Below are 22,412 nucleotides of genomic sequence, written 5' to 3' on the forward strand. Positions count from 1 at the left end.
CGGCGGTCAGCCCGCCTGAACCGCCCGGCGCATCCGCCGCGCCCGCCAGACCAGCAGGCCGCCCGCCCAGGCCAGCGACACCAGCAGCGCGGCGGTTAGCGCCACCGCCCGGCCGAACGGCCCAGCCATCAGGTGCGCGGTCAGCAGGGCGAGCGCGAGGCCCGGGTTGGTCAGCAGGGCGCTGCGCATCGCCGCGGCCACGGTGCCGCCGCCCATCCGCTGGTGCAGGATCACGGTCAGGCTGGTCAGCGCGATGGGATAAATCGCGGCGATGCCCGTCGCGGTCGGCCCGATCACGTGGCTGAGCGATGTCACCGTCGCGACCAGAACGCCGACCAAGGCCGCGCGCGCGGGAATGTCGTACCAGCGCGGCCCGGCCTTGCTCGGCGGAGCGGCCCCTTCGCGGTGCGCCCGCGCGAGTCCGTAGGCCAGCGCGTAGCAGGCAAGGTTCAGGAGGATCGCCCCAGGCAGCGCCCAGTCGGCCGCCGACCGAAGTGCTATGGCAACCGCGATCCACAGCGCCGAACTGATCAGCACCGTCGCCGCCATGCCGCAGCGCGGGGCGATGCGCACCAGCGACACGAGGTACAGGATCATCGCCCCGTTGGTGACGAGGCTGGACAGGGCGCTGCCGGCGATGAACCCGTCGTCGTGCTCCATCGCGAGAAGCACGTAGGCCGGCCCGGTCGAGACGGGCAGGCTGGAGATCACCCCGCCGAAGAACGGTCCGGCCTTCTCGGACGCGATGGAGGCGATGACGACCACGAGGGCCGCCGCCGCGACCTTGATGAGCAGCGGCAGCAGAACCGAATCGAGAGGCATCGCTTATCGGCTGGTGAGTGTCGAGGGGGAGGAGGATTCACCACAGAGACACGGAGACACAGAGGGACAATTCTCTGTGTCTCCGTGTCTCTGTGGTGAAAGAATAAAGCCGAGCTTACCGCGCCGAGGTCTCGCGCACGGTTTCCTCCGCGGCGCGGATCAGGGCCATCGACTTGTTGACGGTCTCCTGGTACTCGGCCTCCGGGTCGCTGTCGGCGACCACGCCGCCGCCGGCCTGGACATACATCATGCCGTCCTTCAGCACGGCCGTGCGCAGCGCGATGCAGGTGTCCATGGCGCCGGACGCGCCGAAATAGCCCACGCAGCCGGCGTAGACGCCGCGGCGGGCCTTCTCCAGCTCGTCGATGATCTCCATGGCGCGGACCTTCGGCGCGCCGGACACCGTGCCGGCCGGGAAGCCGGCGACCAGCGCGTCGAGCGCGTCGTGCTTCGGGTCCAACTCGCCCTCGACGTTGGAGACGATGTGCATGACGTGGCTGTACAGCTCCACGATCATCTTCTGCGTCACCTTGACGGTGCCCACCTTGGCGACGCGGCCCACGTCGTTGCGCCCCAAGTCGAGCAGCATCAGGTGCTCGGCAAGCTCCTTCGGATCGCTCAGCAGATCCTCGGCAAGGGCCTGGTCCTCCGCCGTGGTGGCGCCGCGCTTGCGGGTGCCGGCGATCGGGCGGATGGTCACCTTGCCGTCGCGCACGCGCACCAGGATCTCCGGGCTGGAGCCGACGATGGACAGCTCCCCGAAGTCGCAGTGGAACAGGAAGGGCGACGGGTTCAGGCGGCGCAGCGTGCGGTACAGCGCCAGCGGCGACGGCTTGAAGGGGAAGCGGATGCGCTGTGACGGCACGACCTGGAAGATGTCGCCGGCGCGGATGTACTCCTTCGCCCGCTCCACGATCGCGTGATACTCCTCGCGCGTCGTGTTGGAGGTCCAGGCGAGCGGCAGCCCGTCCTTGGTGCGCGGTTCCCGCCGGTAGGGAAGGGGGCGCTCCAGGTCGGCGACCGCGTCCATCAGCCGCTCCCGCGCGTCGCCATAGGCGGCGCGGGCGTCCAGGCCCGGCTTCGGCCAGACCGAGGTGACCAGCGTGACCGAATCGGTGTGGCTGTCGAAGATGGCGACGATGCTCGGCCGGGTCAGGATGGCGTCGGGAATGCCCAGCTCGTCCGGGTTGTCGTCCGGCAGCCGTTCCATCAGCCGGACCATGTCGTAGGTCAGGTAGCCGAACAGGCCGGCCGCCATCGGCGGCAGCTCGTCCGGCAGGTCGATCCGGCTTTCCCCGATCAGCGCGCGCAGCGACTCCAGCGGGGCGGCGTCCACCGGCTCGTAGGCGTCGCGGTCGTGCAGGGCGTGGCGGTTGACCTCCGCCTGGTTGCGCCGGCAGCGCCAGACGAGGTCCGGCTTGAAGCCGATGACCGAGTAGCGGTCGCGGCGGGATCCCGCCCCGCGCTCCGCCGATTCCAGAAGGAAGCCGAAGGGACGCCCGTCGGCCAGCTTCATGTAGGCGGAGACGGGCGTTTCCAGGTCGCTCACCAGTGTGGTCCAGACGACCTGCGGCTTGCCGGCCGAATAGACGCTGTCGAACGCGGTGAATTCCGGCTGAACCTTCACGGCACGGACCCTCGATAAGACGGTTTTACTGGTTACCGGTGGCAAAGAACTGGTCGATCCGCGCGTGGTGGATGTCGACCGGGTATTCCTTGCGCAGGGCGTTGCCGAACTGGGCCATGATGTCGCTTTCCATGCCCTGGGCGACGGTTCCCTCGACGCTCGCCACATTGGCGTCGGGCGCCTTCGGGTCGGCCGGGATGACCTCCTTCAGGCGGGCGACGACCTGGGCGTCGCCGGACGCGCCGGTGACGACCTCGCCCGGCTTGGCCGCGAACAGCTTGCCGACCATCTCCGCCGGCAGGCCTTCGACCGACTTGGCGTCGCGGGTGAAGGGGGCGGTCATGGCGAAGCTGCCGCCGGACTGGGTCGCCACGTCCTGCGCCGCGGCCTCGGAGCCCTGCTTCAGCTTGCCGGCGATCTCCTCCGCCTTGGCGGCGGCGGCCTTGGCGCGCTTGTCCTCCTGCCAGCCGGCGACGACCTGGTCGCGCACGTCCGCCAGCGGCTTCACCTTGGCCGGGGTCACGCCGTCGACGCGCACCGCGAAGAAGCTGTTGTTGGCGCCTTCGGTCAGGGTGGAGGTGGCACCGGAGGCGAGCTGGAAGGCGGCCTTCAGCATGTTGGGCAGATCCGGCTGGTCCGGGGCGGCGTTCTTCCCGTCCGGCGCCTTGCCGCTGCTGTCCACGGCGGCGATCTTGGAGACCTTCAGCCCCTGGGCCTGGGCGACCTCGTCCAGCGGCGCGCCGCTGGCCAGCTGGTCCTCGACCCGGTTGGCGATGGAGTAGACGGAGTCGAGCGCCTTCTCCTTCTGCATCTCGGCGAGCAGCTGGGCGCGCACGTCCTCGAAGCTCTTGGTCGCGCCCGGCTGGATCGCGGTGACGGCCAGCACGTGCCAGCCGAGGCCCGACTTGACCGGGCCGCTGACGGCGCCCTGGGCCAGCCCGAAGGCGGCGTCGCCGATCTCCGGCAGCTCGTTGCGGGCGATGTTGTCCAGCGTGATGGGATCGACGCCGGCGTCCTTGGCGGCCGTGGGCAGGCCCTTGGACTTGGCGGCCTCGGCGATTTCCTTGGCCTTCGCCTCGTCGTCCACGACCACCATCTCGATGGAGCGGCGCTCCGGCGTGCCGAACTCCGCCGCGCGCTCGTCATAGGCGGCGCGGAGCTGGTCGTCGGGAATCTGGATGTCCTTCGCCAGCGAGTCGGGGGACAGCTGGGCGATGGTCAGCGCGCGGTACTCCGGCGCGGTGAAGCGGACCTGATGGTCCTCGTAATAGCGGGTCAGCTCCGCGTCGTCGGGCACGCCGACGTCGCCGACGCTGGCGTTCGGCAGGGTGATCAGCTCGGCCACGCGCTTCTCGCCGCGGTAGCGGTAGAGATCCTCCACCAGCACCTTCGGGGGCGCCACGCCCGCGCTGACCGCGCCGGCCACGAACTCGCGCGCCAGCTCGCGGCGCAGGATCGCGACGTAGCCATCCTCGGTCAGCTGGTTGTTGCGCAGCACGCTGCGGAACAGCGCCGGGTCGAACTGGCCCTGCGGGTTGCGGAAGGCCGGCTCGTCGCCGATGCGCAGCCGGACCACGTCCGTACCGACGGAGATGCCCACGTCGCGGGCCGCCTGGTCGTACAGCGCGCGCTGCACGAGCGCCGACAGCGACTGGTCGAGCAGGCCGAACTGGCGCGCCTGTTCGGGCGTCAGGTTGCCGCCGAACATCGGGCGCAGCCGCTCCATCTGGCGGCGGAACTCCTGGTCCAGCTCGACGCGGTCGATGTCCACCTTGCCGACCGACGCGACGGTGCTGGAAATGCCGCCTTGGCGGATCATGTCGCCGATGCCCCAGACTCCGAAGCTGAGGATCAGGAGCACGAACAGGATCTTGACGATCCACGAACCGGCGTAATTGCGGATGAACTGAAGCATGGGACCCGAATGAGAGCGCGAAATTCGGCCGGTCGGCCGGGCGGGGCATCATAGGCACCCCGCGAAAGCCCGGCAACACCCCATTTCCCCCGTCATTTCGCCCCGGAAGTGGCGTTCGGAAAGGCGGATTCGGCAGCGACGTTGGATGAGTGGAAAATGCCCGCGCGGCTTGCTAGACAGGGTCCGCACTTCGCCAAAACAACCGAACACCAACCAATAATCCCGGAGGACCGAACCCCATGACCGCGCGCCGCAAGCTGATCGCCGGAAACTGGAAGATGAACGGCCTGAAGGCCGACGGGCTGGCCCTCGCCTCCGACCTCGCGGGGCGGCTGAAGGGGGCGGGCGTCGTCGCCTTCGACATGCTGGTCTGCCCGCCGTTCCCGCTGCTGTTCCCGGTCCACGAGGCCATCGCCGACAGCCCCCTGGCGCTGGGCGCGCAGGACTGCCACGCCAAGACCTCCGGCGCCCACACCGGCGACGTCAGCCCGGTGATGCTGAAGGACGCCGGCTGCCGCTTCGTCATCGTCGGCCATTCCGAACGCCGCGCCGACCACGGCGAGTCCGATGCGGAGATCGCCGCCAAGGCGGCGGCGGCCCACAAGGAAGGCCTGGTCGCCATCATCTGCGTCGGCGAGACGGAGGCGCAGCGCGACGCCGGCCAGGCGAACGCCGTGGTGTCCACCCAGCTGAAGGGTTCGATCCCGGAGGGCGCCACCGCCGCCAACACGGTCATCGCCTACGAGCCGGTGTGGGCCATCGGCACGGGCAAGACCGCGACGCCGGACGACGTGAAGGCCATGCACGCCCACATCCGGGCGGAGCTGGACGGCAAGATCGTGGAGCCGGACGCCGTGCGCATCCTCTACGGCGGCTCGGTGAAGCCCGGCAACGCGGCGGAGCTGATGGCGGTCGACAACGTGGACGGCGCGCTGGTCGGCGGCGCCTCGCTGAAGGCGGACGATTTCTGGGCCATCGGCGTCAGTTGCCGCTAGCATATCGGAACGGTCCGCGCTAAAAAAGATGGGCGCGCGCCACGGGCCCCTACCAAGGTCCGTGGCGCGCTGTTGGTTTGGGCAGTCCTTTGGGGCTGCCCCGCGTTGAGTTGGGCGATCCCCTGGGATCGCCTTGGGATGAGCTCAAGGGAACGGGTTGCATGGAATCGGTGATTCTGGTCATTCACCTGCTGATCGCTCTGGCGCTCGTCGGGGTCATCCTGATCCAGCGGTCGGAAGGCGGCGGTCTCGGCATCGGCGGCGGCAACATGGGTGGCATGATGACCACCCGCGGCACCGCCAACCTGCTGACGCGGACCACGGGCATCCTGGCCGGCTGCTTCATGGCGACCAGCATGATCCTGGCGATCCTGGCGGGGGCGCACACCCAGCCGGCCTCGATCATCGACACCATGCCGGCCCAGCCGGCGGCGCCCGCCGCTCCGGCCGCTCCCGCCCAGCCGGCCGCGCCGGCGCAGCCCGCCCCGCCGGTCGCCCAGTAAGGACGCGCCCAGCTACGACGGCGCGGCACCGACCGGGTCTGACGCGAGAGGCGGCCTCCCCCGAAGCCGCCTCTTTCTTTTGAGGAACGCGCATCTTGGACTAGTCCGGGGCGCATCCTCGCTCGGGGAACGGATCTGGCTCTCAAGGTCTTCGGACGGACATGACTCGCTACATCTTCATCACCGGTGGCGTCGTTTCCTCGCTGGGCAAAGGTCTGGCGTCGGCGGCGCTGGGGGCGCTCCTCCAGGCGCGCGGCTACAAGGTGCGGCTCCGCAAGCTGGACCCGTACCTGAACGTTGACCCCGGAACGATGAGCCCGTACCAGCACGGCGAGGTCTACGTGACCGACGACGGCGCTGAGACCGACCTCGACCTCGGCCATTACGAACGCTTCACCGGCGTTCCGGCCCGCCGCGGCGACAACATCACCACCGGCCGCATCTATTCGACCGTGATCGCCAAGGAGCGGCGCGGCGACTATCTGGGCGCCACCGTGCAGGTCATTCCGCACGTCACCGACCAGATCAAGGACTTCATCCGCGCCGACACGACCGACGAGGACTTCATCCTCTGCGAGATCGGCGGCACGGTGGGCGACATCGAGTCGACCCCCTTCCTGGAGGCCATCCGCCAGTTCGGCAACGAGGTCGGGCCGGAGAACGCGCTGTTCATCCACCTGACCCTGCTGCCCTACATTCCGACCGCCGGCGAGCTGAAGACCAAGCCGACGCAGCATTCCGTGAAGGAGCTGCTGGGCATGGGCATCCAGGCCAACATCCTGCTGTGCCGCGCCGACCGCCCGATTCCGGAGAACGAGCGCAAGAAGATCGCGCTGTTCTGCAACATCCGGCCGGAGCGGGTCATCGCCGCGCTGGACGTCGATTCGATCTACCAGGTGCCGATCAGCTACCACGAGGAAGGCTTCGACACCCAGGTGCTGGAGTATTTCGGCCTGCCGACCGCCGGCAAGCCGGACCTCTCGCGCTGGACCAACATCATGGAGCGCGTGCGCAAGCCGCAGGGCGAGGTGACCATCGCCGTCGTCGGCAAGTACACGAGCCTGCTCGACAGCTACAAGTCGCTGGCCGAGGCGCTGACCCACGGCGGCATCGCCAACAACGTGAAGGTCAAGCTCGACTGGATCGACTCGGAGATCTTCGAGGACGACAGCGCCGTCCAGAAGCTGGAGAACGTGCACGGCATCCTGGTGCCGGGCGGCTTCGGCTCCCGCGGGACGGAGGGCAAGATCCGCGCGGCCCAGTTCGCGCGCGAGCGCAAGGTGCCGTACTTCGGCATCTGCTTCGGCATGCAGATGGCGGTGATCGAGTCGGCGCGGAACATGGCCGGCATCGTCGACGCCGGCTCCACCGAGCTGGGCAAGCCGGGCAACCCGGTCGTCGGCCTGATGACCGAGTGGATGCGCGGCAACATGCTGGAGAAGCGCACGGAGGGCACCGACCTCGGCGGCACCATGCGGCTCGGCACCTACCCGGCAAAGCTGGTCCCCGGCAGCAAGGTCGCCGAGGTGTACGGTATGACCGACATCACGGAGCGGCACCGCCACCGCTACGAGGTGAACGTCTACTACAAGGAGCGGCTGGAGAAGTGCGGCATGCTCTTCTCGGGCCTGTCGCCCGACGGCGAACTGCCGGAGATCGTCGAAATCCCGGACCACCCCTGGTTCATCGGCGTGCAGTTCCATCCGGAGCTGAAGTCGAAGCCCTTCGACCCGCACCCGCTCTTCACCTCCTTCATCAAGGCGGCGATCGAGCAGAGCCGGCTGGTCTGACCTGAACGGACGGGGGAGTTGATGACTCCCCCGCGTGCTCCAGATTCCGGGTCTTGAGGCTATAGTGAGAACGGCGGCCGAGCCAACGGCCGCCGTTTTTGCGCGTTGAGGGCTGGAAACCAAAAGAACGGAAAGGGGTACGGGCATGACCGACATCAGCATCCAGGCCGCGGACGGCGGCAGCTTTTCGGCCTATGTGGCGAAGCCGGCGCAAGGGAGCCAGGCGCGCGGCCCGGCGCCCGCCATCGTGGTCATCCAGGAAATCTTCGGCGTGAACCAGGTCATGCGCGACCTGTGCGACGGCTTCGCCGCCCAGGGCTACCTGGCCGTCTGTCCGGACCTGTTCTGGAGGCAACAGCCGGGCATCCAGCTGACCGACAAGACGCAGGAGGAATGGAACCGCGCCTTCGAGCTGTTGAACGGCATGGACCAGGACAAGGCCGTGGACGACCTCAAGGCCACGCTCGCCTGGGCGCGCCAGAGCCCGGACAGCAACGGTAAGGCCGGCTCCGTCGGCTACTGCCTCGGCGGGCGGCTCGCCTTCATGATGGCCACGCGCTCCGATTCTGACGCCAACGTCAGCTACTACGGCGTCATGCTGGACACGCTGACCGGCGAAGTGCCGAACATCAAGAAGCCGCTCCTGATGCACATCGCGGAGCAGGACAAGTTCGTTCCGCCGGAGGCGCGGGACAAGGTGCTGGCCGCGGTGAAGGGCAATCCGAACGTCACCGCGCACGTCTATCCCGGCGTGAACCACGCCTTCGCCCGCGTCGGCGGCGAGCACTACGACCAGCAGACCGCCGACCTCGCCAACGGGCGCACGGCTGCCTTCTTCAAGCAGCATCTGGGTTGACCCGGATCCCCCTGATCTGGGATGGAAGGGTGAGAGAGTAGCTCTCTCCCCTCTGGGGGGAGGGTGGCCCGAAGGGCCGGTGAGGGGGGGCGCCATCTTGGTACGTCCGGAAGATGCGCAACCCCCTCACCCTAACCCTCTCCCCAGAGGGGAGAGGGGATTTTTGTTGCTTTTGGGAGCATGAGATGACCACCGCCAAGACCGTCCAGATCGGCGACCTGACCATCGCCAACGACCGGCCCTTCACGCTGATCGCCGGTCCGTGCCAGATGGAAAGCCGCGAGCACGCGCTGGAGACGGCGGCGGCGATCGTCGAGATGACGGGCAAGCTGGGCATCGGCCTGATCTACAAGTCTTCCTTCGACAAGGCCAACCGCACCTCCATCAGCACGGCCCGCGGCCTGGGCATGGACAAGGCGCTGCCGATCTTCGCCGAGATCCGCGAACGTTTCGGCTGCCCGGTGATCACCGACGTGCACGAGCCCGACCAGTGCGCCCCGGTGGCCGAAGCGGTGGACGTGCTGCAGATCCCGGCTTTCCTCTGTCGCCAGACCGACCTGCTCGTCGCGGCGGCCAAGACCGGCCGCGCGGTGAACGTGAAGAAGGGCCAGTTCCTGGCGCCGTGGGACATGAAGAACGTTGCCGCCAAGCTCGTTGCCTCGGGCAACGAGCGCGTGCTGCTGTGCGAGCGCGGCGCCAGCTTCGGCTACAACACGCTGGTGTCGGACATGCGCGCCCTGCCGATCATGGCGGAAACCGGCTTCCCGGTGGTGTTCGACGCCACCCACTCCGTCCAGCAGCCGGGCGGGCAGGGGACGACCTCGGGCGGCCAGCGCGAGTTCGTGCCGGTGCTGGCCCGCGCCGCCATCGCGGTCGGCGTCGCCGCGGTCTTCATGGAGACGCACGAGAACCCCGACTTTGCCCCCAGCGACGGCCCGAACATGGTCCCGCTGAAGGACATGCCGGCCCTGCTGGCGCGGCTCCAGGACTTCGACAAGCTGGCGAAGGGCCTGTAAGGCGTCTCATTCCGGGCGTTCCGCGGTCTGAATGGCCGCGGGGCTTTGCTCGGTGATCTCCCAGATCAGCTTGTCGAGGAGGGCGCGGCCGAAGCTCGCCATGTTGTCGGCCACCGCCACGAAGGCGGACGTCCCGCCGATGACGTGCGCCGCGAAATAGTCGGCGAGCCACGGCACCTCGTCCAGGATGACCAGCCCGTTGACGGTGATCCCCTGGGCCAGGATGCGCTCGCGCGCCGCGTCGGGGGTGATGCCGATGTTGTTGTAGCCGTTGCTGACGATGTCGATGACCCGCCGCGGCCCGCCTTCACCGGCGCTGCGGAACAGCCCGGCCGCGTTCAGCATGGCGGCACCGATTCCCGTGCTGCCGCGCAGGGGGCGGCGCGGCAGGGAGTCGATGGCGGCGGCGAACCGCGCGGCCCCGGCGGAATCGGCGATGTCCGTCCAGGGGATCAGGACGCGGAAGGCCGACGGATCGGACCATTGCACCAGCGTGACGGAAATCCCGCCGCCGTGGCCGCTGATCGCCTCGACCAGCTTGCGGTCGCGGAAGGCGGCGGCGTGGCCGCGCAGCTGGAAATCGAACAGGTCGCCGTCGACGCTGGTCGATGCGTCGACCGCCAGCACCAGTTCAAGCGCCGCCGCACCCTGCGCCCGGCTGCCGCCGGCCCACAGGATGGCGGCGAACGCGAGAACGGCGGCAATCCAGGCCCTGCCCATGCGCGAATCCATGCCGTAGGGAACGTCCATCGGCCTCGGACGTTGCCTTGGCATCGCGAACGCCGTGCTTACGGTGGAGCGTTCGCGGGCACCCCCGTGGGGCGAACCCCGGGGTGCACCAGACATGGAGGATGCCATGAAGCTGACCCGCCTGTGCGCCATCGCCGCCGTTGGAGCCCTGCTCGCCGTTCCGGCGCTGGCCCAATCGACGACGACCAGCCCCTCCACCACCAATCGGACCGCACCGCCGACGGCGCCGACGCCGCAGGCCAAGCCGGTTCCGCCGGCCACCAGCGGATCCACGGCCCCGTCCTCCACGACGGGCACGGGGGCCTCGACCTCGAAGTCGTCGAAAGTCATCGACATCAACACCGCCAGCAAGGACGAGCTGATGACCCTGCCGGGCATCGGCGAGGCGCGCTCCGACGCCATCGTCAAGAACCGGCCCTACCGCTCCAAGGACGAACTGGTCAGCAAGAAGATCGTGCCGTCCAACGTCTATGGCGAAATCAAGGACCAGATCGCGGCGGTTGGCGGTTCCAAGAACACCGCGGCCGCCGGCACGACAAAGAAGCAGTAAACGACGGAATCGTAGGTTGGGTGGAGCGAAGCGCAACCCAACACACGCCGCCATGGCAGGATGTGTTGGGTTTCATCCAACCTACGAATCACAGGCTGAAGCTGCGGTAGGTGAGGGGGACTTCCGCCGTGCCGCCGTCCGCGGCGGTGATGCCGGCCAGCAGGCCGTGATGCTCCGACAGCTCACAGACGGGGTCGGCGTTGTCGGCATTGCCGGTCAATGCCAGCGCTTGGCAGCGGCAGCCGCCCCAGTCGACCTCCTTCTGGTCGCAGGACCGGCAGCGCGCCGGCATCCAGTCGGTGCCGCGGTAGCGCTGGAAAGCCGCGGAGTTCGCCCAGATGTCGGCCAGCGGGCGCTCCGTCACCCGGTCGAAGGTCAGGCCGGGGATGGTCTCCGCCGCGTGGCAGGGCAGCACGGCGCCGCTGGGGTTGATGTTCAGGAACTTGCTGCCCCAGCCGCCCATGCACGCCTTCGGGCGCTTGCCGTAATAATCCGGCACCACGTAATCGACGACGAGCCGACCCTTCAGCTCCGGCAGGCGGGCGCGCACGCGCTCGTCCATGCGGATCAGCTGCTCGTGCGTCGGCATTAGCGCGCCGCGGTTCTTCAGCGCCCAGCCGTAATATTGGACGTTCGCGATCTCGATGCGCCCGGCCCCGAGGTCCAGCGCCATGTCGATGAAGTCGTCGACGCGGTCGATGTTGTGGCGCTGGACAATGGCGTTGACGGTCAGCGCCAGCCCCAGATCCGTGACGTCCCGCGCCACCTCCAGCTTCTTCGGATGCCCGCCGGGAAAGCCGCTGATCCGCTCCGCCTTGTCCGCGACCGTGTCCTGGAAGCCGACCTGCACATGCTGGAGCCCGGCGTCGCGCAGCCGCTTCAGCCGCGTCCGGTCGAGCAGGACCGCCGACGTGATCAGGTTGACGTACAGCCCGGCCTGCGTGGCGTGGGCGACCAGCGTCTCCAGATCCTTGCGGGCGGTCGGTTCCCCGCCGGAGAAATGGACCTGGATCACGCCCATCTCCGCGGCCTCGTCCAGCACGCGGCACCAGGTGGCGGTGTCCAGCTCCCGGCTGGCCGGGTCGAGCTGCAACGGGTTGGAGCAGTAGGCGCAGCGCAGCGGGCAGCGGTGCGTCAACTCCGCCAGGATCGCCAGCGGCGGCTCAAGCGTGGTGCCGGTGCTGCAATGGGCCGTCATCGGGTCAGGAACCCCTTCGCGATCATGTCGGCCAGCACCTCCCGCACGTCGGCGGCGATCTCCGCGCGCGGGGCGTCGAACTGGGCGGCCAGCGCGTCGATGGCCTCACGCACCGTCACCGGCTGCCCCGTTGTCGCCCGCACCACCTCCAGCGCGATGTCGTCCAGGACCAGCACGCGCTCCGGCCCCAGCAGCTGCCAGTGGTTGCGCACCCGGTCCTGGCGGAGCATAACGCCGGGCGCCAGCCGCACCCGGTCGTCCTCGCCGACCGATACCTCCTGCGGCGCCGTCATCGCGTGTAGACCGGCGGCTCCATGTCGTCCGGCACGAAGGCGCCGGGCGGGATGAGGCCGGGGAACACATAGGCGTGGTGCAGCGCGTCCAGCTGGGCCCACAGCAGCTCCGCCTTGTGGCGCAGGGCGGCGATGACCTGCTGCTGCTGCTCCGCCGTGCGGGCGTTCTCCAGGACGTATTCCAGCCCGAACTCCACGTCGCGCGGCGCCTCGTCCAACCGCTTGCGGAAGTAGGAGAGGGTGGCGTCGTTGGCAAAGGCGTAATAGGCCTCGAAGCCGGCGATGCGCTCCCGGTGGATGGCCGGCGCGAACAGCTCCGTCAGGGAGGAGGCGATGCCCTCCAGCGTGCTCTTGGTCGAAACGAAGTTGACGTAAGAGTCCACGGCGTAGCGCGTGGCCGGCAGGATGCCCTTCAGCGACATGACATAGTCGCGGTCGAGCCCCAGCCCGTCGGTCAGGCGCAGCCAGCGCTCGATGCCGCCGACCTTGCCTTCCTCGCGCTGCGTCTCCTCGCCGAAGCCGTCGTGGTCCAGCACGCGGCGGATCCAGGCGCGGCGCAGCGCCGGGTCGTCCATGCGCGCCATCAGGGACAGGTCCTTCTTCGGGATCGAGACCTGATAGTAGAAGCGGTTCAGCGCCCAGGCCTGGACCTGCCCGCGCTTCAGCTTACCACCGTGCAGGAGTTTGTGGAACGGATGCAGGTCGTGGTACTGGCGCTCGCCGATGGCGCGCAGCTCGCGTTCCAATTCCTCACGCGACAGCAGTCTGGTCATAGGGTGAACTCCATCCCGTCTTGGGCGATCTCCCAGCCGGCACCTTCGGCCGCGGCTCGTTCGGGCGAGTCGTCAAGCAGTGCCGGGTTGGTGTTGTTGATGTGAATGAAGACCTTGCGGCGCACACCCAGCCCTTCGAAGGCGGCGATGGAGCCCTCCGGCCCGGACATCGCCATGTGGCCCATGCGCTGGCCGGTCTTGGTGCCGGTGCCGGCGCGGATCATCTCGTCGTCGGTCCAGGTGGTGCCGTCGAACAGCACCAGCGGCGCGCCGCGCAGCCGGTCGGCCAGCCAGCCGGGCATGGCGGAACAGCCGGGAATGTAGAAGAACACCGCCTCGCTGTTCAGATCGCGGATGCGCAGGGCCACCGTGTCCTCGGCGACCGAGCCGAATCCGGCCGCGGCCGGGTCCTCCAGATAGAGCGCAACCTTGCCGGGCACGGCGAAGGCCTCGATCTCGAAGGGCAGGGGAACGCCGTCGGCGTCGGCGGGGACGTAGGGCCGGTCGAGCGCGACGGCGCGGCGCGGGACCAGTTCCGGGTTCACCACGCGGAAGACGGAGTTCGCGGCCAGCACGGAGTGCACGCGCTCCGTCGCGTAGATGGCGAAGGGCTGCGACTCGCGCAGGGTCAGCAGGCCCGCGACGTGGTCGATGTCGGCGTTGGTCAGCACCGCGGCGGCGATGGGGCTGTGCCGGATGCCGTCCTTGGGGTGCAACGCGGCGTTCGCGCGAATCTGGTGCCCGAGGTCGGGCGAGGCGTTCAGCAGCACCCAGCGCCCGTCGCCGCCGCTGATCGCCAGCGAGGACTGGGTGCGGGGCTTTGCCGCGGGGTCGCCGGAGCGGGCGCGGCGGCAGCCGTCGCAGTTGCAGTTCCATTGCGGAAACCCGCCGCCCGCCGCGGAGCCGAGGACCAGGATCGTCAGCATCGGGGATTCCCCCTAAGGCAATGGGGCGGCGGGTTCCACAACGGGCGCGCCAGGATCAAAGGCGGGCGCAAGCGTAGGCGTTGATCTCGGTGCCGACGGCGATTTCGACGATCTGGGGCTTCCGCCAGGTCTTCATGGTGCGTTCCTCCGCGTGGGGTGCCGGGTTGGGCGTTGCGTTCGCCGGACCAGCGAACCTTGGCCAGCGAACCTTGAAACGCTACGAGCCCCGGTCCGGCTGGTCTATGCGACTTTGGAAGGAGGCAGACGGCTCAACCGGGTAGGGCAGTCTTGGAATGGCCTTCGGTCAGCCTGCCTATCCGATCGATTTTCCGCCCCTGCGGCCTTGCATCCCCCCTCCGGCGGGGCTATCAAGCCCCCGCGCTTCTTTTTTCGCCCGGAATACGCGCGCAACGCGGAGGAAAAACCAATCATGAGCGCCATTACCGAAATTCACGCCCGCGAGATCCTCGACAGCCGCGGCAACCCGACCGTGGAGGTCGATGTCCTGCTGGAATCCGGCGCCTTCGGCCGCGCCGCGGTTCCCTCGGGCGCCTCGACCGGCGCGCATGAGGCCGTGGAGCTGCGCGACGGCGACAAGTCCCGCTACGGCGGCAAGGGCGTGCTGAAGGCCGTGGAGTCGGTGAACGGCGAGATCTTCGACACCCTGGCGGGTCTCGACGCCTCCAACCAGCGCGCGATCGACCTGGCGATGATCGAACTGGACGGCACGCCGAACAAGGGCCGTCTCGGCGCCAACGCCATCCTCGGCGTGTCGCTGGCCGTCGCCAAGGCCGCGGCGGAAGAGGCCGCGCTGCCGCTGTTCCGCTATGTCGGCGGCGCCTTCGCCACGCTGCTGCCGGTGCCGATGATGAACATCATCAACGGCGGCGCCCACGCCGACAACCCGATCGACATCCAGGAATTCATGATCATGCCGGTCGGCGCCACCTCCGGCGCCGAGGCCGTCCGCATGGGCTCGGAGATATTCCAGGCGCTCAAGAAGAAGCTCAAGGACGCCGGCCACAACACCAACGTCGGCGACGAGGGCGGCTTCGCCCCCAACCTCGCCTCCACCGACGAGGCGCTCGGCTTCGTCATGAAGGCCATCGAGGCCGCCGGCTACAAGCCCGGCGACGACGTCATGCTGGCGCTCGACGCCGCCTCCACCGAGTTCTTCAAGAACGGCAAGTATGAGCTGGCCGGCGAGGGCAAGTCGCTCAGCAGCGAGCAGATGGTCGCCTACTGGGCGGACCTGATCGGCCGCTACCCGATCATCTCGATCGAGGACGGCATGGCCGAGGACGACTGGGAGGGCTGGAAGGCCCTGACCGACGCCATCGGCAACAAGGTGCAGCTGGTCGGCGACGACCTGTTCGTGACCAACCCGGCCCGTCTGGCCGAGGGCATCAAGAAGGGTGTCGGCAACTCGATCCTGGTCAAGGTCAACCAGATCGGCACGCTGTCGGAGACGCTGGAGGCCGTGGACATGGCGCACAAGGCCGGCTACACGGCCGTGCTGTCGCACCGCTCCGGCGAGACCGAGGACAGCACCATCGCCGACCTCGCCGTCGCCACCAACTGCGGCCAGATCAAGACCGGCTCGCTGTCGCGCTCCGATCGCCTCGCCAAGTACAACCAGCTGATCCGCATCGAGGAGATGCTGGGCACCGCATCCCGCTTCGCCGGCCGCGGCATCCTGAAGGCCTGATGTCTAACAGGCGAGGGCGTAAGCCCCCGCTGGAACGCGCGAGGGGTCCCATTGGGGCCCCTCGTCGTGTTTTCAGGGTCCGGGTGCGACGCTGGGGGAGCTTGGCGGAACAGGACGCCGTCGCCATCGTATGGAGGGGGTACCCCGCAACCATAGGCCCGGCCGATGCTGTTCCTTCCGCTGTACGACGACAACCCGACGCGGCGGACGCCGGTCGTCACCATTGCGGTGATCGCGCTGTGCGTGCTGGTCTTCCTCTGGCAGCTCTCGCTCGGGCAGCGGGGGGAGCAGTTGGCCGTCTATTCCTTCGGCGTCGTGCCGGCGGTCCTGTTCGGCCATGCCGAACTGCCGCAGCCGCTGCGGGTGATCCCGCCCTGGCTGTCCATCGTCACGTCGATGTTCATGCACGGCGGCTTCCTGCACATCGCCGGGAACATGCTGTATTTCTGGATCTTCGGGAACAACGTCGAAGACAGCATGGGGCGGGGCCGCTTCGTGGTCTTCTACCTGCTGTGCGGAACGGCCGCGGCGCTGGCGCAGGCCTTCGCCAACCCGACGTCGGAGATTCCCATGCTGGGCGCCAGCGGGGCCATCGGCGGCGTGCTGGGCGCCTACCTGGTGCTGCACCCCCGGGCGAATGTCGGTGTGCTGTTCTGGTTCATCATCATCGTCCGGATCATCACCGTGCCGGCGATCCTGGTGCTGGGCGTCTGGTTCCTCGGCCAGATCCTCAGCGGCCTGTCCACGCCGACGACCAGCGACGGCGGGGTGGCCTTTTGGGCGCATGTCGGCGGATTCGTGGCCGGGGTCGTGTTGATCCCCTTCTTCAAGCGGCCGAACGTGCCGCTGCTGGAACCGGCGCACAGCCGGGCCTTCGCCGTGCTGCCCCCGGGGGCAGCGATGCGGCGGGGCAGCGTTCCGGAAGCCGGCGACCGCCGCCGGCCGTTCCGGTGAGCGTCGGACAAGCCCCTCTCCCGCGCGCGGCGCGGGAGAGGGGCCCGGCGCCTCAGCGCGAGCGCAGGTAGGCCAGCACCGTCTCCGGCGACGACTCGCCGTACGGATCGCCGCCCTGGCCGGCGTCGTTGATGCCCGGCTCCTCGAACAGCTTCTCGATGACGCCGTCGTTGACGACCATGGCGTAGCGCCAGCTGCGCTGGCCGAAGCCGACATGGTCCTTGTTGATCAGCATGCCCATGCGGCGGGTGAACTGGCCCGAGCCGTCCGGGATCAGCTTCACGTTCTTCACGTCCAGGTGCTTGCCCCATTGGAACATGACGAAGGCGTCGTTGACGCTGAAGCAGTAGACCTCGTCGATGCCAAGCTCCTTGAACTCCGGATAGAGCTTGTCGTAGGTCGGCACCTGCTGGTTGGAGCAGGTCGGCGTGAAGGCGCCGGGCAGCGAGAACACGACGACGCGCTTGCCGGCGAACAGCTCGTCGGTGCTGACGTCCTGCCAGCGGAACGGGTTCGGCCCGCCGACGCTTTCGTCGCGCACGCGGGTCTTGAACACAACCTGGGGGACCTTGCGCCCTTCCATGACCATCTCCGGAATGATTGGTGCGGTGGCGGCCGCGACGGGGCGGCCGGCGGAATAAGACCCAAACCAATGGGATTTGGACCTTAGCCGTTCGCCGCCGCCGGTCCAATCCGGGATGGTCCGCCTGCGCGCTCATGTCTCATGCCCGGATCTCACGCTTGGGCGGCAGCGACGTCGAGCCCGGCGTCCCGCAGGATATGGACGAAGTCCCCCGCCACGACCAGCGCCTTCGCGGCGGCGATGTCCGGGGCCATGGCGCGGTCGACGGTCCAGGGCGTCACGCGGGCGCGCAGCAGGGCCTTGGCCCGTTCCAGCGTGGGGGAGGAGGCGAGCGGCGCCCGCAGGTCGATGCCCTGGCAGGCGGCCAGCAGCTCGATCCCCAGGATGCCGGCGAGGTTGTCGGCCATGTCCCCCAGCCGCCGGGCGGCGTGGGTCGCCATGCTGACATGGTCCTCCTGGTTGGCGGAGGTCGGCAGGCTGTCCACGCTGGCCGGGTGGGCCATCTGCTTGTTCTCGCTGGCCAGCGCCGCCGCGGTGACCTGCGCGATCATGAAGCCGCTGTTCAGCCCCCCGTCGGCCACCAGGAAGGGCGGCAGCCCGGACAGGTTGGTGTCCATCAGCAATGCGATGCGCCGCTCCGACAGCGCGCCGATTTCGGCGATGGCCAGCGCCAGCACGTCCGCGGCCATGGCCACCGGCTCCGCGTGGAAGTTGCCGCCGGACAGGATGTCGCCGCTGTCCGGGAAGACCAGCGGGTTGTCGGACACCGCGTTCGCCTCCCGCTCCAGCACGCCGGCGGCGAATCGCATGTGGTCGAGCACCGCGCCCATCACCTGCGGCTGGCAGCGCAGGCTGTAGGGGTCCTGCACCGTCCCATGGTCACCGCGGTGGGAGTCGCGGATGGCGCTGCCCTGGAGAAGGCCGCGGTAGACGGCGGCCACCTCCCGCTGCCCGGGCTGGCCCCGCAGCTCGTGGATGCGCGCGTCGAACGGCCCGTCGCTGCCCAGCGCGGCGTCGACGCTGAGCGCGCCCGCCACCAGCGCGGCGCCGAAGGCGTCCTCCGCCGCGAACAGCCCGACGAGGCCGAGCGCGGTGGACACCTGCGTGCCGTTGAGCAGAGCCAGCCCCTCCTTCGCCTCCAGCACCAGCGGGGACAGGCCGGCGCGGGCCAGCGCCTCGGCGGCCGGCAGTCGTTCCCCGTCGATGTCCGCTTCACCCTCGCCGATCAGCACGGCGGTGAGGTGGGCGAGGGGGGCGAGGTCGCCGGACGCGCCGACGGAGCCCTTGGCCGGCACCACCGGCAGGACCCCGCGGTTGAACAGCGCCAGCAGCGCCTCAATCACCGCCACCCGCACGCCGGAATGGCCGCGGGCCAGCGCGTTGGCCTTCAGCGCCAGGATCAGCCGCACCACGGCCGGGGGCAGGTCCGGCCCCGTGCCCGCGCAGTGCGACAGGACGAGCCGCCGCTGCAGCTCCCGCACCTGGTCGGGCGGGATGCGCTTGCGGGCGAGCAGCCCGAAGCCCGTGTTCACGCCATAGACGGCCCGGTCGCCGCCCGCCGCCTCCGCCACGGTGCGGGCCGACGCCTCGATGCGCGGGATGCCGCCGGCCGCAAGCATCAGCGCGACCGGACCGCGCGCGATCCGCCGCAGGTCCGCCAGCGTCAAATGGCCGGGTTCCAGCGTCAGCGTGTCGTTCATGCCTTCTTCCCCTCGGGTACTTGCGGAAACGTCCTCCCCTTCACATGAGGTTCCGACCTGTTCTGCGCAAAGGGGGTGGTTTTCGGTGGCAAACCTGTGATGTGGGTCAATCTTTAGATTTCATTTACCAAGGTCGCGTCAATTAGGCCTCGCCTGCATCCAGTGGGCACTGCCTCAAACGGTGACAATTGGAGGGCTATAAATGCCTCGTCTATTTAATCGCGGTTCTGAAAAGGCCGATAAAGAAATGACGTTCGGGGGGCGCTATTTCTCCAGGATACTTGTTGGTGCCTTTGTGTTCAGCGCCGCCATCAACGCTTTGATGCTGGCGATGCCGCTGTATTCCCTTCAGGTGTTCAGCCGGGCCATCCCGTCCGGAAATATCGAGACGCTGGTCATGCTGACGGTGATCGTGGTGATCGCCCTGTCGCTGATCGCCGCCATGGAAACCGTCCGCTCCCGCATCCTGTGCCGCGCCGGCAACGCGCTGGACGTGGCCTGGCGCCGCCGCCTGACCGCGGACGTGCTGGAGGCCGCCGGCCGGGGTCGTCCGGACAGTGCGCCGCTGAACGACCTCATGGAGGTCAAGGGCGCGCTGACCCGTCCGTCGATCCCCGCCCTGATGGATCTGCCCTGGGCGCCGCTCTACGTGATCGGCATCTACCTGATCCACCCGCTGCTGGCCGCCCTGCTGGTCGTCTCCATGGCGATCATGGCCTTCATGGGCTTCCTGAGCCACTGGGCCGTCAAGGGCTTCGCCGAAGAGGGCAAGCTGCCGGCCAGCCGGTCGCAGAAGCTGTTCGACGCGCTGCTGACCAAGTCCGACACCGTGCGCGGCCTGCGCATGGGGCCGAGCGCGTTGGACGCCTGCACCCGGGACTCCCTGACCTCGTCCGCCCTGCAGGGCCGCTCCACCGAGCGTTCGGCCGCCATCGGCGCCGTGACCAAGTGGGTGCGCATGATCCTGCAGATCTGCGTGACCGGCGTCGGCGCCTGGCTGGTGATCGAGCAGCACCTGTCCTTCGGCGGCATGATCGCCACCTCCATGCTGGTCGGCCGCGGCCTCGCCCCCGTCGAGCAGACGGCCGGCGCCTGGGGCCAGCTGCTGAAGTCCTACCAGGCCTTCCGCCGCCTGTACCCGCTGCTGAAGCGCCTGTCGCGTGAGCCGGCCCGCCCGGCGGTCCCGGTGGAGCGCGAGCGCCTGACGGTGGAGAACCTGCTGTTCGTCTCGCCGCGCGACCAGAAGCCGATCCTGCGCAGCGTCACCCTGTCGATCGAGCCGGGCCAGACCATCTGCATCGCCGGTCCCAACCGGTCGGGCAAGTCGGTCCTGGCGCGCCTGCTGGCCGGTGTCGCCGTGCCGTCGGCCGGCACCGTCCGCCTGGGCGGCCTGGCGCTCGCCTCGCTGAACCCGGACGAGCCGGCGCACGGCATCGGCTACATGTCGCAGAACGCCGACCTGCTGCCCGGCACCATCGCCGAGAACATCGCCCGCTTCACCGAAGCGACCCGCGAGCAGGTCGAGGACGCCGCCAAGCGCGCCGGCATCCACGAGTGGATCGAGACGCTGCCGAACGGCTACGAGACGGACGTCGCCGATCCCTTCTTCCCGATCACCGGCGCCTCGGCCCGTCTGATCGCGCTGGCCCGCGCCGGCTTCGCCAACCCGCCGCTGATGGTGCTCGACGAGCCGTCGGCCGGCATGGACGAGATTGGCCACAAGGCGGTGCGCGAGTTCATCACCGAGGCCAAGACCCGCGGCGCCACCACCATCGTGCTGACCCATTCCCCGGCCTTCGTCGACCTGTCCGACAAGACCTTTGTGCTGAAGAACGGCATGGCGGTCGAACTTCCGCAACGCCAGGAGCAGCAGCAGCAGGGCGCCAACTGGGCCCGCCTGCGCAACATCGGCCCCGCGCCGGTGCAGCAGAGCGCGGCCGGCTGACGCCGACCTGAAGCAGCTTCTCCAGCCGATTAAGGCCCAGGCGATTAAGGACCGAATTCCATGACCGACATCACCCTGCATTCCTACAAGACGAAGACGATGACGTCGCTCAGCGCGCTCCGCGCGCTGGTCCCCGACACCCGGGTCAGCGGGCTTCTGACCGGCGGCTTCCTGGTGCTCGCGGTTGGCTTCGGCGGCATGACCGCCTGGGCCGCCCTGGCGCCGCTCCACAGCGCGGTGATGGCGTCCGGCGCCCTGGCTCCGGAAACCGGCCGCAAGACCGTGAAGCACACCGAGACCGCCCCGATCGACGAAGTCCTGGTCAAGGAAGGCGACAAGGTGAAGGCCGGTCAGGTCCTCATTCGCCTCGACAGCACCGAGGCGGCGACCAAGCTCCAGGTCCTCACCACCTCCTGGATCGAGACGCTGGCCCTGGAAGCCCGCCTGACCGCCGAGTTGTTCGAGCAGCCGCAGATCCAGTGGCCGGACGACCTGTCCCGCCGCCGCGGCGCCGACCGCACGGTCGACAAGCTGATGGCCAACCAGGACACGCTGTTCCAGGTCCGCCGCAACCAGCTGGACACCGAGGCCCGCCTGACCAAGGAGCGCGTCGCGACTCTGCGCGAGGAGGGCGTCAGCCTTCAGAGCCAGCGCGAGTTCCTGGCCCGCGAGATCGCGCTGAGCGAGGAAGACCAGCGCATCACCCAGGGCCTGCTGTCCCGCGGCAACTCGACCCGCACCAAGCTGGTCGAGCAGCAGAAGGAACTGGCTCAACTGATGGGCCGCGACCGGGAGCTGGAGGCGCGCATCGCCCAGTCCAAGCAAGCCGCGGTCGATGCCGAAGGCGACCTGTTGCGCCGCCGGAACGACTTCCGCGAGAAGGTGCTGGTCGATCTGGAAAAGGCCCGCGGCGACATCGTAAAGCTGGCGGAGCAGATCCGCGACGCCGCGAACCGGCTGGAGACGCGCGCGATCAAGGCGCCGGACGAAGGCACGGTGGTGATGCACAACCATTGGACCGCGGGCGGAACGATCACCGCCAACGAGCCGATCATGGACATCATCCCGGACGAGCGCGCCCTGCTGGCCGAGGTGAAGGTGCAGCCGAAGGACATCAAGTCGCTGACGGTCGACCTGCCCGTGAAGGTGCAGCTGACCGCCTACGACAGCCGCGTCGTCGGCTCCCTGGACGGCACGGTGACCTACGTGTCCGCCGACCGGATGATGGACCCGATCACCCGGCAGGAAAACTACATCGCGCGCATCCGCCTGCAGGACAGCGATTCCCACCAGGTGCACAACCTGAAGATCAAGCCCGGCATGCCGGTCGAGGCCCGCATCGTCCTGTCGGCCCGCACGCCGCTGGACTACCTGATCCAGCCGATCAAGAGCACCTACGTGAAGGCCTTCATCCAGGAGTAATTCCGGAAGGACCCGACCGGTTCTCGACACTGGTTCTCGACAAGGAAAGGGCGGCTTCCCCGGGGGGAGCCGCCCTTTCCTTTTCA

Annotated in this window: 21 protein-coding genes; 10 read left to right on the top strand and 11 right to left on the bottom strand. The window is 68.8% G+C overall.

The window, feature by feature from the left end; all coding sequences use genetic code 11:
- Positions 1-6: 6 nt before the first annotated feature.
- From J2851_RS04315 to J2851_RS04325, 3 genes are all read right to left on the bottom strand, one after another.
- Positions 7-822, bottom strand: coding sequence for a hypothetical protein (locus J2851_RS04315; protein ID WP_209764455.1), 816 nt, complete (start codon positions 820-822; stop codon positions 7-9).
- 115 nt (positions 823-937) lie between these two features.
- Positions 938-2,449 (bottom strand): anthranilate synthase component I, encoded by a 1,512-nt coding sequence (gene trpE, locus J2851_RS04320; protein WP_209764460.1) that lies wholly within the window; start codon positions 2,447-2,449, stop codon positions 938-940.
- Between the two features lie 25 nt (positions 2,450-2,474).
- Positions 2,475-4,364: a peptidylprolyl isomerase gene (locus J2851_RS04325; protein ID WP_209764461.1), complete on the bottom strand. Its 1,890-nt coding sequence runs from the start codon at positions 4,362-4,364 to the stop codon at positions 2,475-2,477.
- Positions 4,365-4,603: 239 nt separating this feature from the next.
- Between J2851_RS04325 and tpiA the strand changes: the two genes are divergently transcribed.
- The 5 genes from tpiA to kdsA all read left to right on the top strand — a co-directional run bounded on the left by tpiA (position 4,604) and on the right by kdsA (position 9,524).
- The gene (gene tpiA / locus J2851_RS04330) at positions 4,604-5,359 is read left to right on the top strand and encodes a triose-phosphate isomerase (RefSeq protein ID WP_209764463.1); all 756 of its coding nucleotides are present in this window, start codon (positions 4,604-4,606) and stop codon (positions 5,357-5,359) included.
- Between the two features lie 161 nt (positions 5,360-5,520).
- Entirely contained in the window at positions 5,521-5,862 is a 342-nt protein-coding gene (gene secG / locus J2851_RS04335) for a preprotein translocase subunit SecG (protein ID WP_209764465.1), read from the top strand.
- A gap of 161 nt (positions 5,863-6,023) precedes the next feature.
- A complete protein-coding gene (gene pyrG, locus J2851_RS04340; protein WP_209764468.1) occupies positions 6,024-7,652 on the top strand; it encodes a CTP synthase in 1,629 nt (542 codons plus the stop codon).
- A 145-nt stretch (positions 7,653-7,797) separates the two neighbouring features.
- On the top strand, positions 7,798-8,508 hold the full coding sequence (locus J2851_RS04345) for a dienelactone hydrolase family protein (protein ID WP_209764470.1): 711 nt from the start codon (positions 7,798-7,800) through the stop codon (positions 8,506-8,508).
- Positions 8,509-8,693: 185 nt separating this feature from the next.
- Positions 8,694-9,524: a 3-deoxy-8-phosphooctulonate synthase gene (gene kdsA, locus J2851_RS04350; protein ID WP_209764472.1), complete on the top strand. Its 831-nt coding sequence runs from the start codon at positions 8,694-8,696 to the stop codon at positions 9,522-9,524.
- 6 nt (positions 9,525-9,530) lie between these two features.
- Here kdsA and J2851_RS04355 read toward each other — a convergent pair whose 3' ends face one another.
- Complete coding sequence (locus J2851_RS04355) at positions 9,531-10,274, bottom strand: DUF1194 domain-containing protein (protein ID WP_246500402.1); 744 nt, start codon at positions 10,272-10,274, stop codon at positions 9,531-9,533.
- A 106-nt stretch (positions 10,275-10,380) separates the two neighbouring features.
- Between J2851_RS04355 and J2851_RS04360 the strand changes: the two genes are divergently transcribed.
- Positions 10,381-10,824 carry a ComEA family DNA-binding protein gene (locus J2851_RS04360; protein WP_209764474.1) on the top strand — a complete coding sequence of 148 codons (444 nt, stop codon included), beginning with the start codon at positions 10,381-10,383 and terminating at the stop codon, positions 10,822-10,824.
- Positions 10,825-10,912: 88 nt separating this feature from the next.
- On the opposite strand, the gene pqqE is transcribed toward J2851_RS04360, so the two are convergent.
- The 5 genes from pqqE to pqqA are packed head-to-tail and all read right to left on the bottom strand — an operon-like array spanning position 10,913 to position 14,150.
- On the bottom strand, positions 10,913-12,022 hold the full coding sequence (gene pqqE / locus J2851_RS04365; RefSeq protein WP_209764475.1) for a pyrroloquinoline quinone biosynthesis protein PqqE: 1,110 nt from the start codon (positions 12,020-12,022) through the stop codon (positions 10,913-10,915).
- Complete coding sequence (gene pqqD / locus J2851_RS04370) at positions 12,019-12,315, bottom strand: pyrroloquinoline quinone biosynthesis peptide chaperone PqqD (protein ID WP_209764476.1); 297 nt, start codon at positions 12,313-12,315, stop codon at positions 12,019-12,021. The genes pqqE and pqqD overlap by 4 nt, the downstream gene beginning before the upstream one ends.
- On the bottom strand, positions 12,312-13,088 hold the full coding sequence (pqqC, locus tag J2851_RS04375) for a pyrroloquinoline-quinone synthase PqqC (protein WP_209764477.1): 777 nt from the start codon (positions 13,086-13,088) through the stop codon (positions 12,312-12,314). The genes pqqD and pqqC overlap by 4 nt, the downstream gene beginning before the upstream one ends.
- Positions 13,085-14,014 (bottom strand): pyrroloquinoline quinone biosynthesis protein PqqB, encoded by a 930-nt coding sequence (pqqB, locus tag J2851_RS04380; protein WP_209764480.1) that lies wholly within the window; start codon positions 14,012-14,014, stop codon positions 13,085-13,087. Before pqqB ends, pqqC begins: the two co-directional genes overlap by 4 nt.
- Before the next feature lie 55 nt (positions 14,015-14,069).
- The gene (gene pqqA, locus J2851_RS36660; RefSeq protein ID WP_014240199.1) at positions 14,070-14,150 is read right to left on the bottom strand and encodes a pyrroloquinoline quinone precursor peptide PqqA; all 81 of its coding nucleotides are present in this window, start codon (positions 14,148-14,150) and stop codon (positions 14,070-14,072) included.
- A gap of 294 nt (positions 14,151-14,444) precedes the next feature.
- On the opposite strand from pqqA, the gene eno reads away from it, so the two are divergent.
- Together eno and J2851_RS04395 are read left to right on the top strand one after the other, a co-directional pair.
- Positions 14,445-15,722 carry a phosphopyruvate hydratase gene (gene eno / locus J2851_RS04390; RefSeq protein ID WP_209764482.1) on the top strand — a complete coding sequence of 426 codons (1,278 nt, stop codon included), beginning with the start codon at positions 14,445-14,447 and terminating at the stop codon, positions 15,720-15,722.
- Between the two features lie 165 nt (positions 15,723-15,887).
- Positions 15,888-16,676 (top strand): rhomboid family intramembrane serine protease, encoded by a 789-nt coding sequence (locus tag J2851_RS04395; protein ID WP_211114222.1) that lies wholly within the window; start codon positions 15,888-15,890, stop codon positions 16,674-16,676.
- 52 nt (positions 16,677-16,728) lie between these two features.
- Here the strand turns inward: J2851_RS04395 and J2851_RS04400 are convergent, their stop codons facing one another.
- Together J2851_RS04400 and hutH are read right to left on the bottom strand one after the other, a co-directional pair.
- Positions 16,729-17,259: a peroxiredoxin gene (locus tag J2851_RS04400; RefSeq protein ID WP_209764484.1), complete on the bottom strand. Its 531-nt coding sequence runs from the start codon at positions 17,257-17,259 to the stop codon at positions 16,729-16,731.
- Positions 17,260-17,411: 152 nt separating this feature from the next.
- Positions 17,412-18,959, bottom strand: a complete 1,548-nt coding sequence (gene hutH / locus J2851_RS04405) for a histidine ammonia-lyase (RefSeq protein ID WP_209764486.1) — start codon at positions 18,957-18,959, stop codon at positions 17,412-17,414.
- 295 nt (positions 18,960-19,254) lie between these two features.
- On the opposite strand from hutH, the gene J2851_RS04410 reads away from it, so the two are divergent.
- Positions 19,255-20,904 (top strand): type I secretion system permease/ATPase, encoded by a 1,650-nt coding sequence (locus J2851_RS04410; RefSeq protein WP_343206565.1) that lies wholly within the window; start codon positions 19,255-19,257, stop codon positions 20,902-20,904.
- Between the two features lie 60 nt (positions 20,905-20,964).
- Positions 20,965-22,326, top strand: coding sequence for an HlyD family type I secretion periplasmic adaptor subunit (locus J2851_RS04415; RefSeq protein WP_209764490.1), 1,362 nt, complete (start codon positions 20,965-20,967; stop codon positions 22,324-22,326).
- Positions 22,327-22,412: the final 86 nt, after the last annotated feature.

This window comes from Azospirillum rugosum (genome assembly GCF_017876155.1).
GTDB classification, from domain to species: domain Bacteria; phylum Pseudomonadota; class Alphaproteobacteria; order Azospirillales; family Azospirillaceae; genus Azospirillum; species Azospirillum rugosum.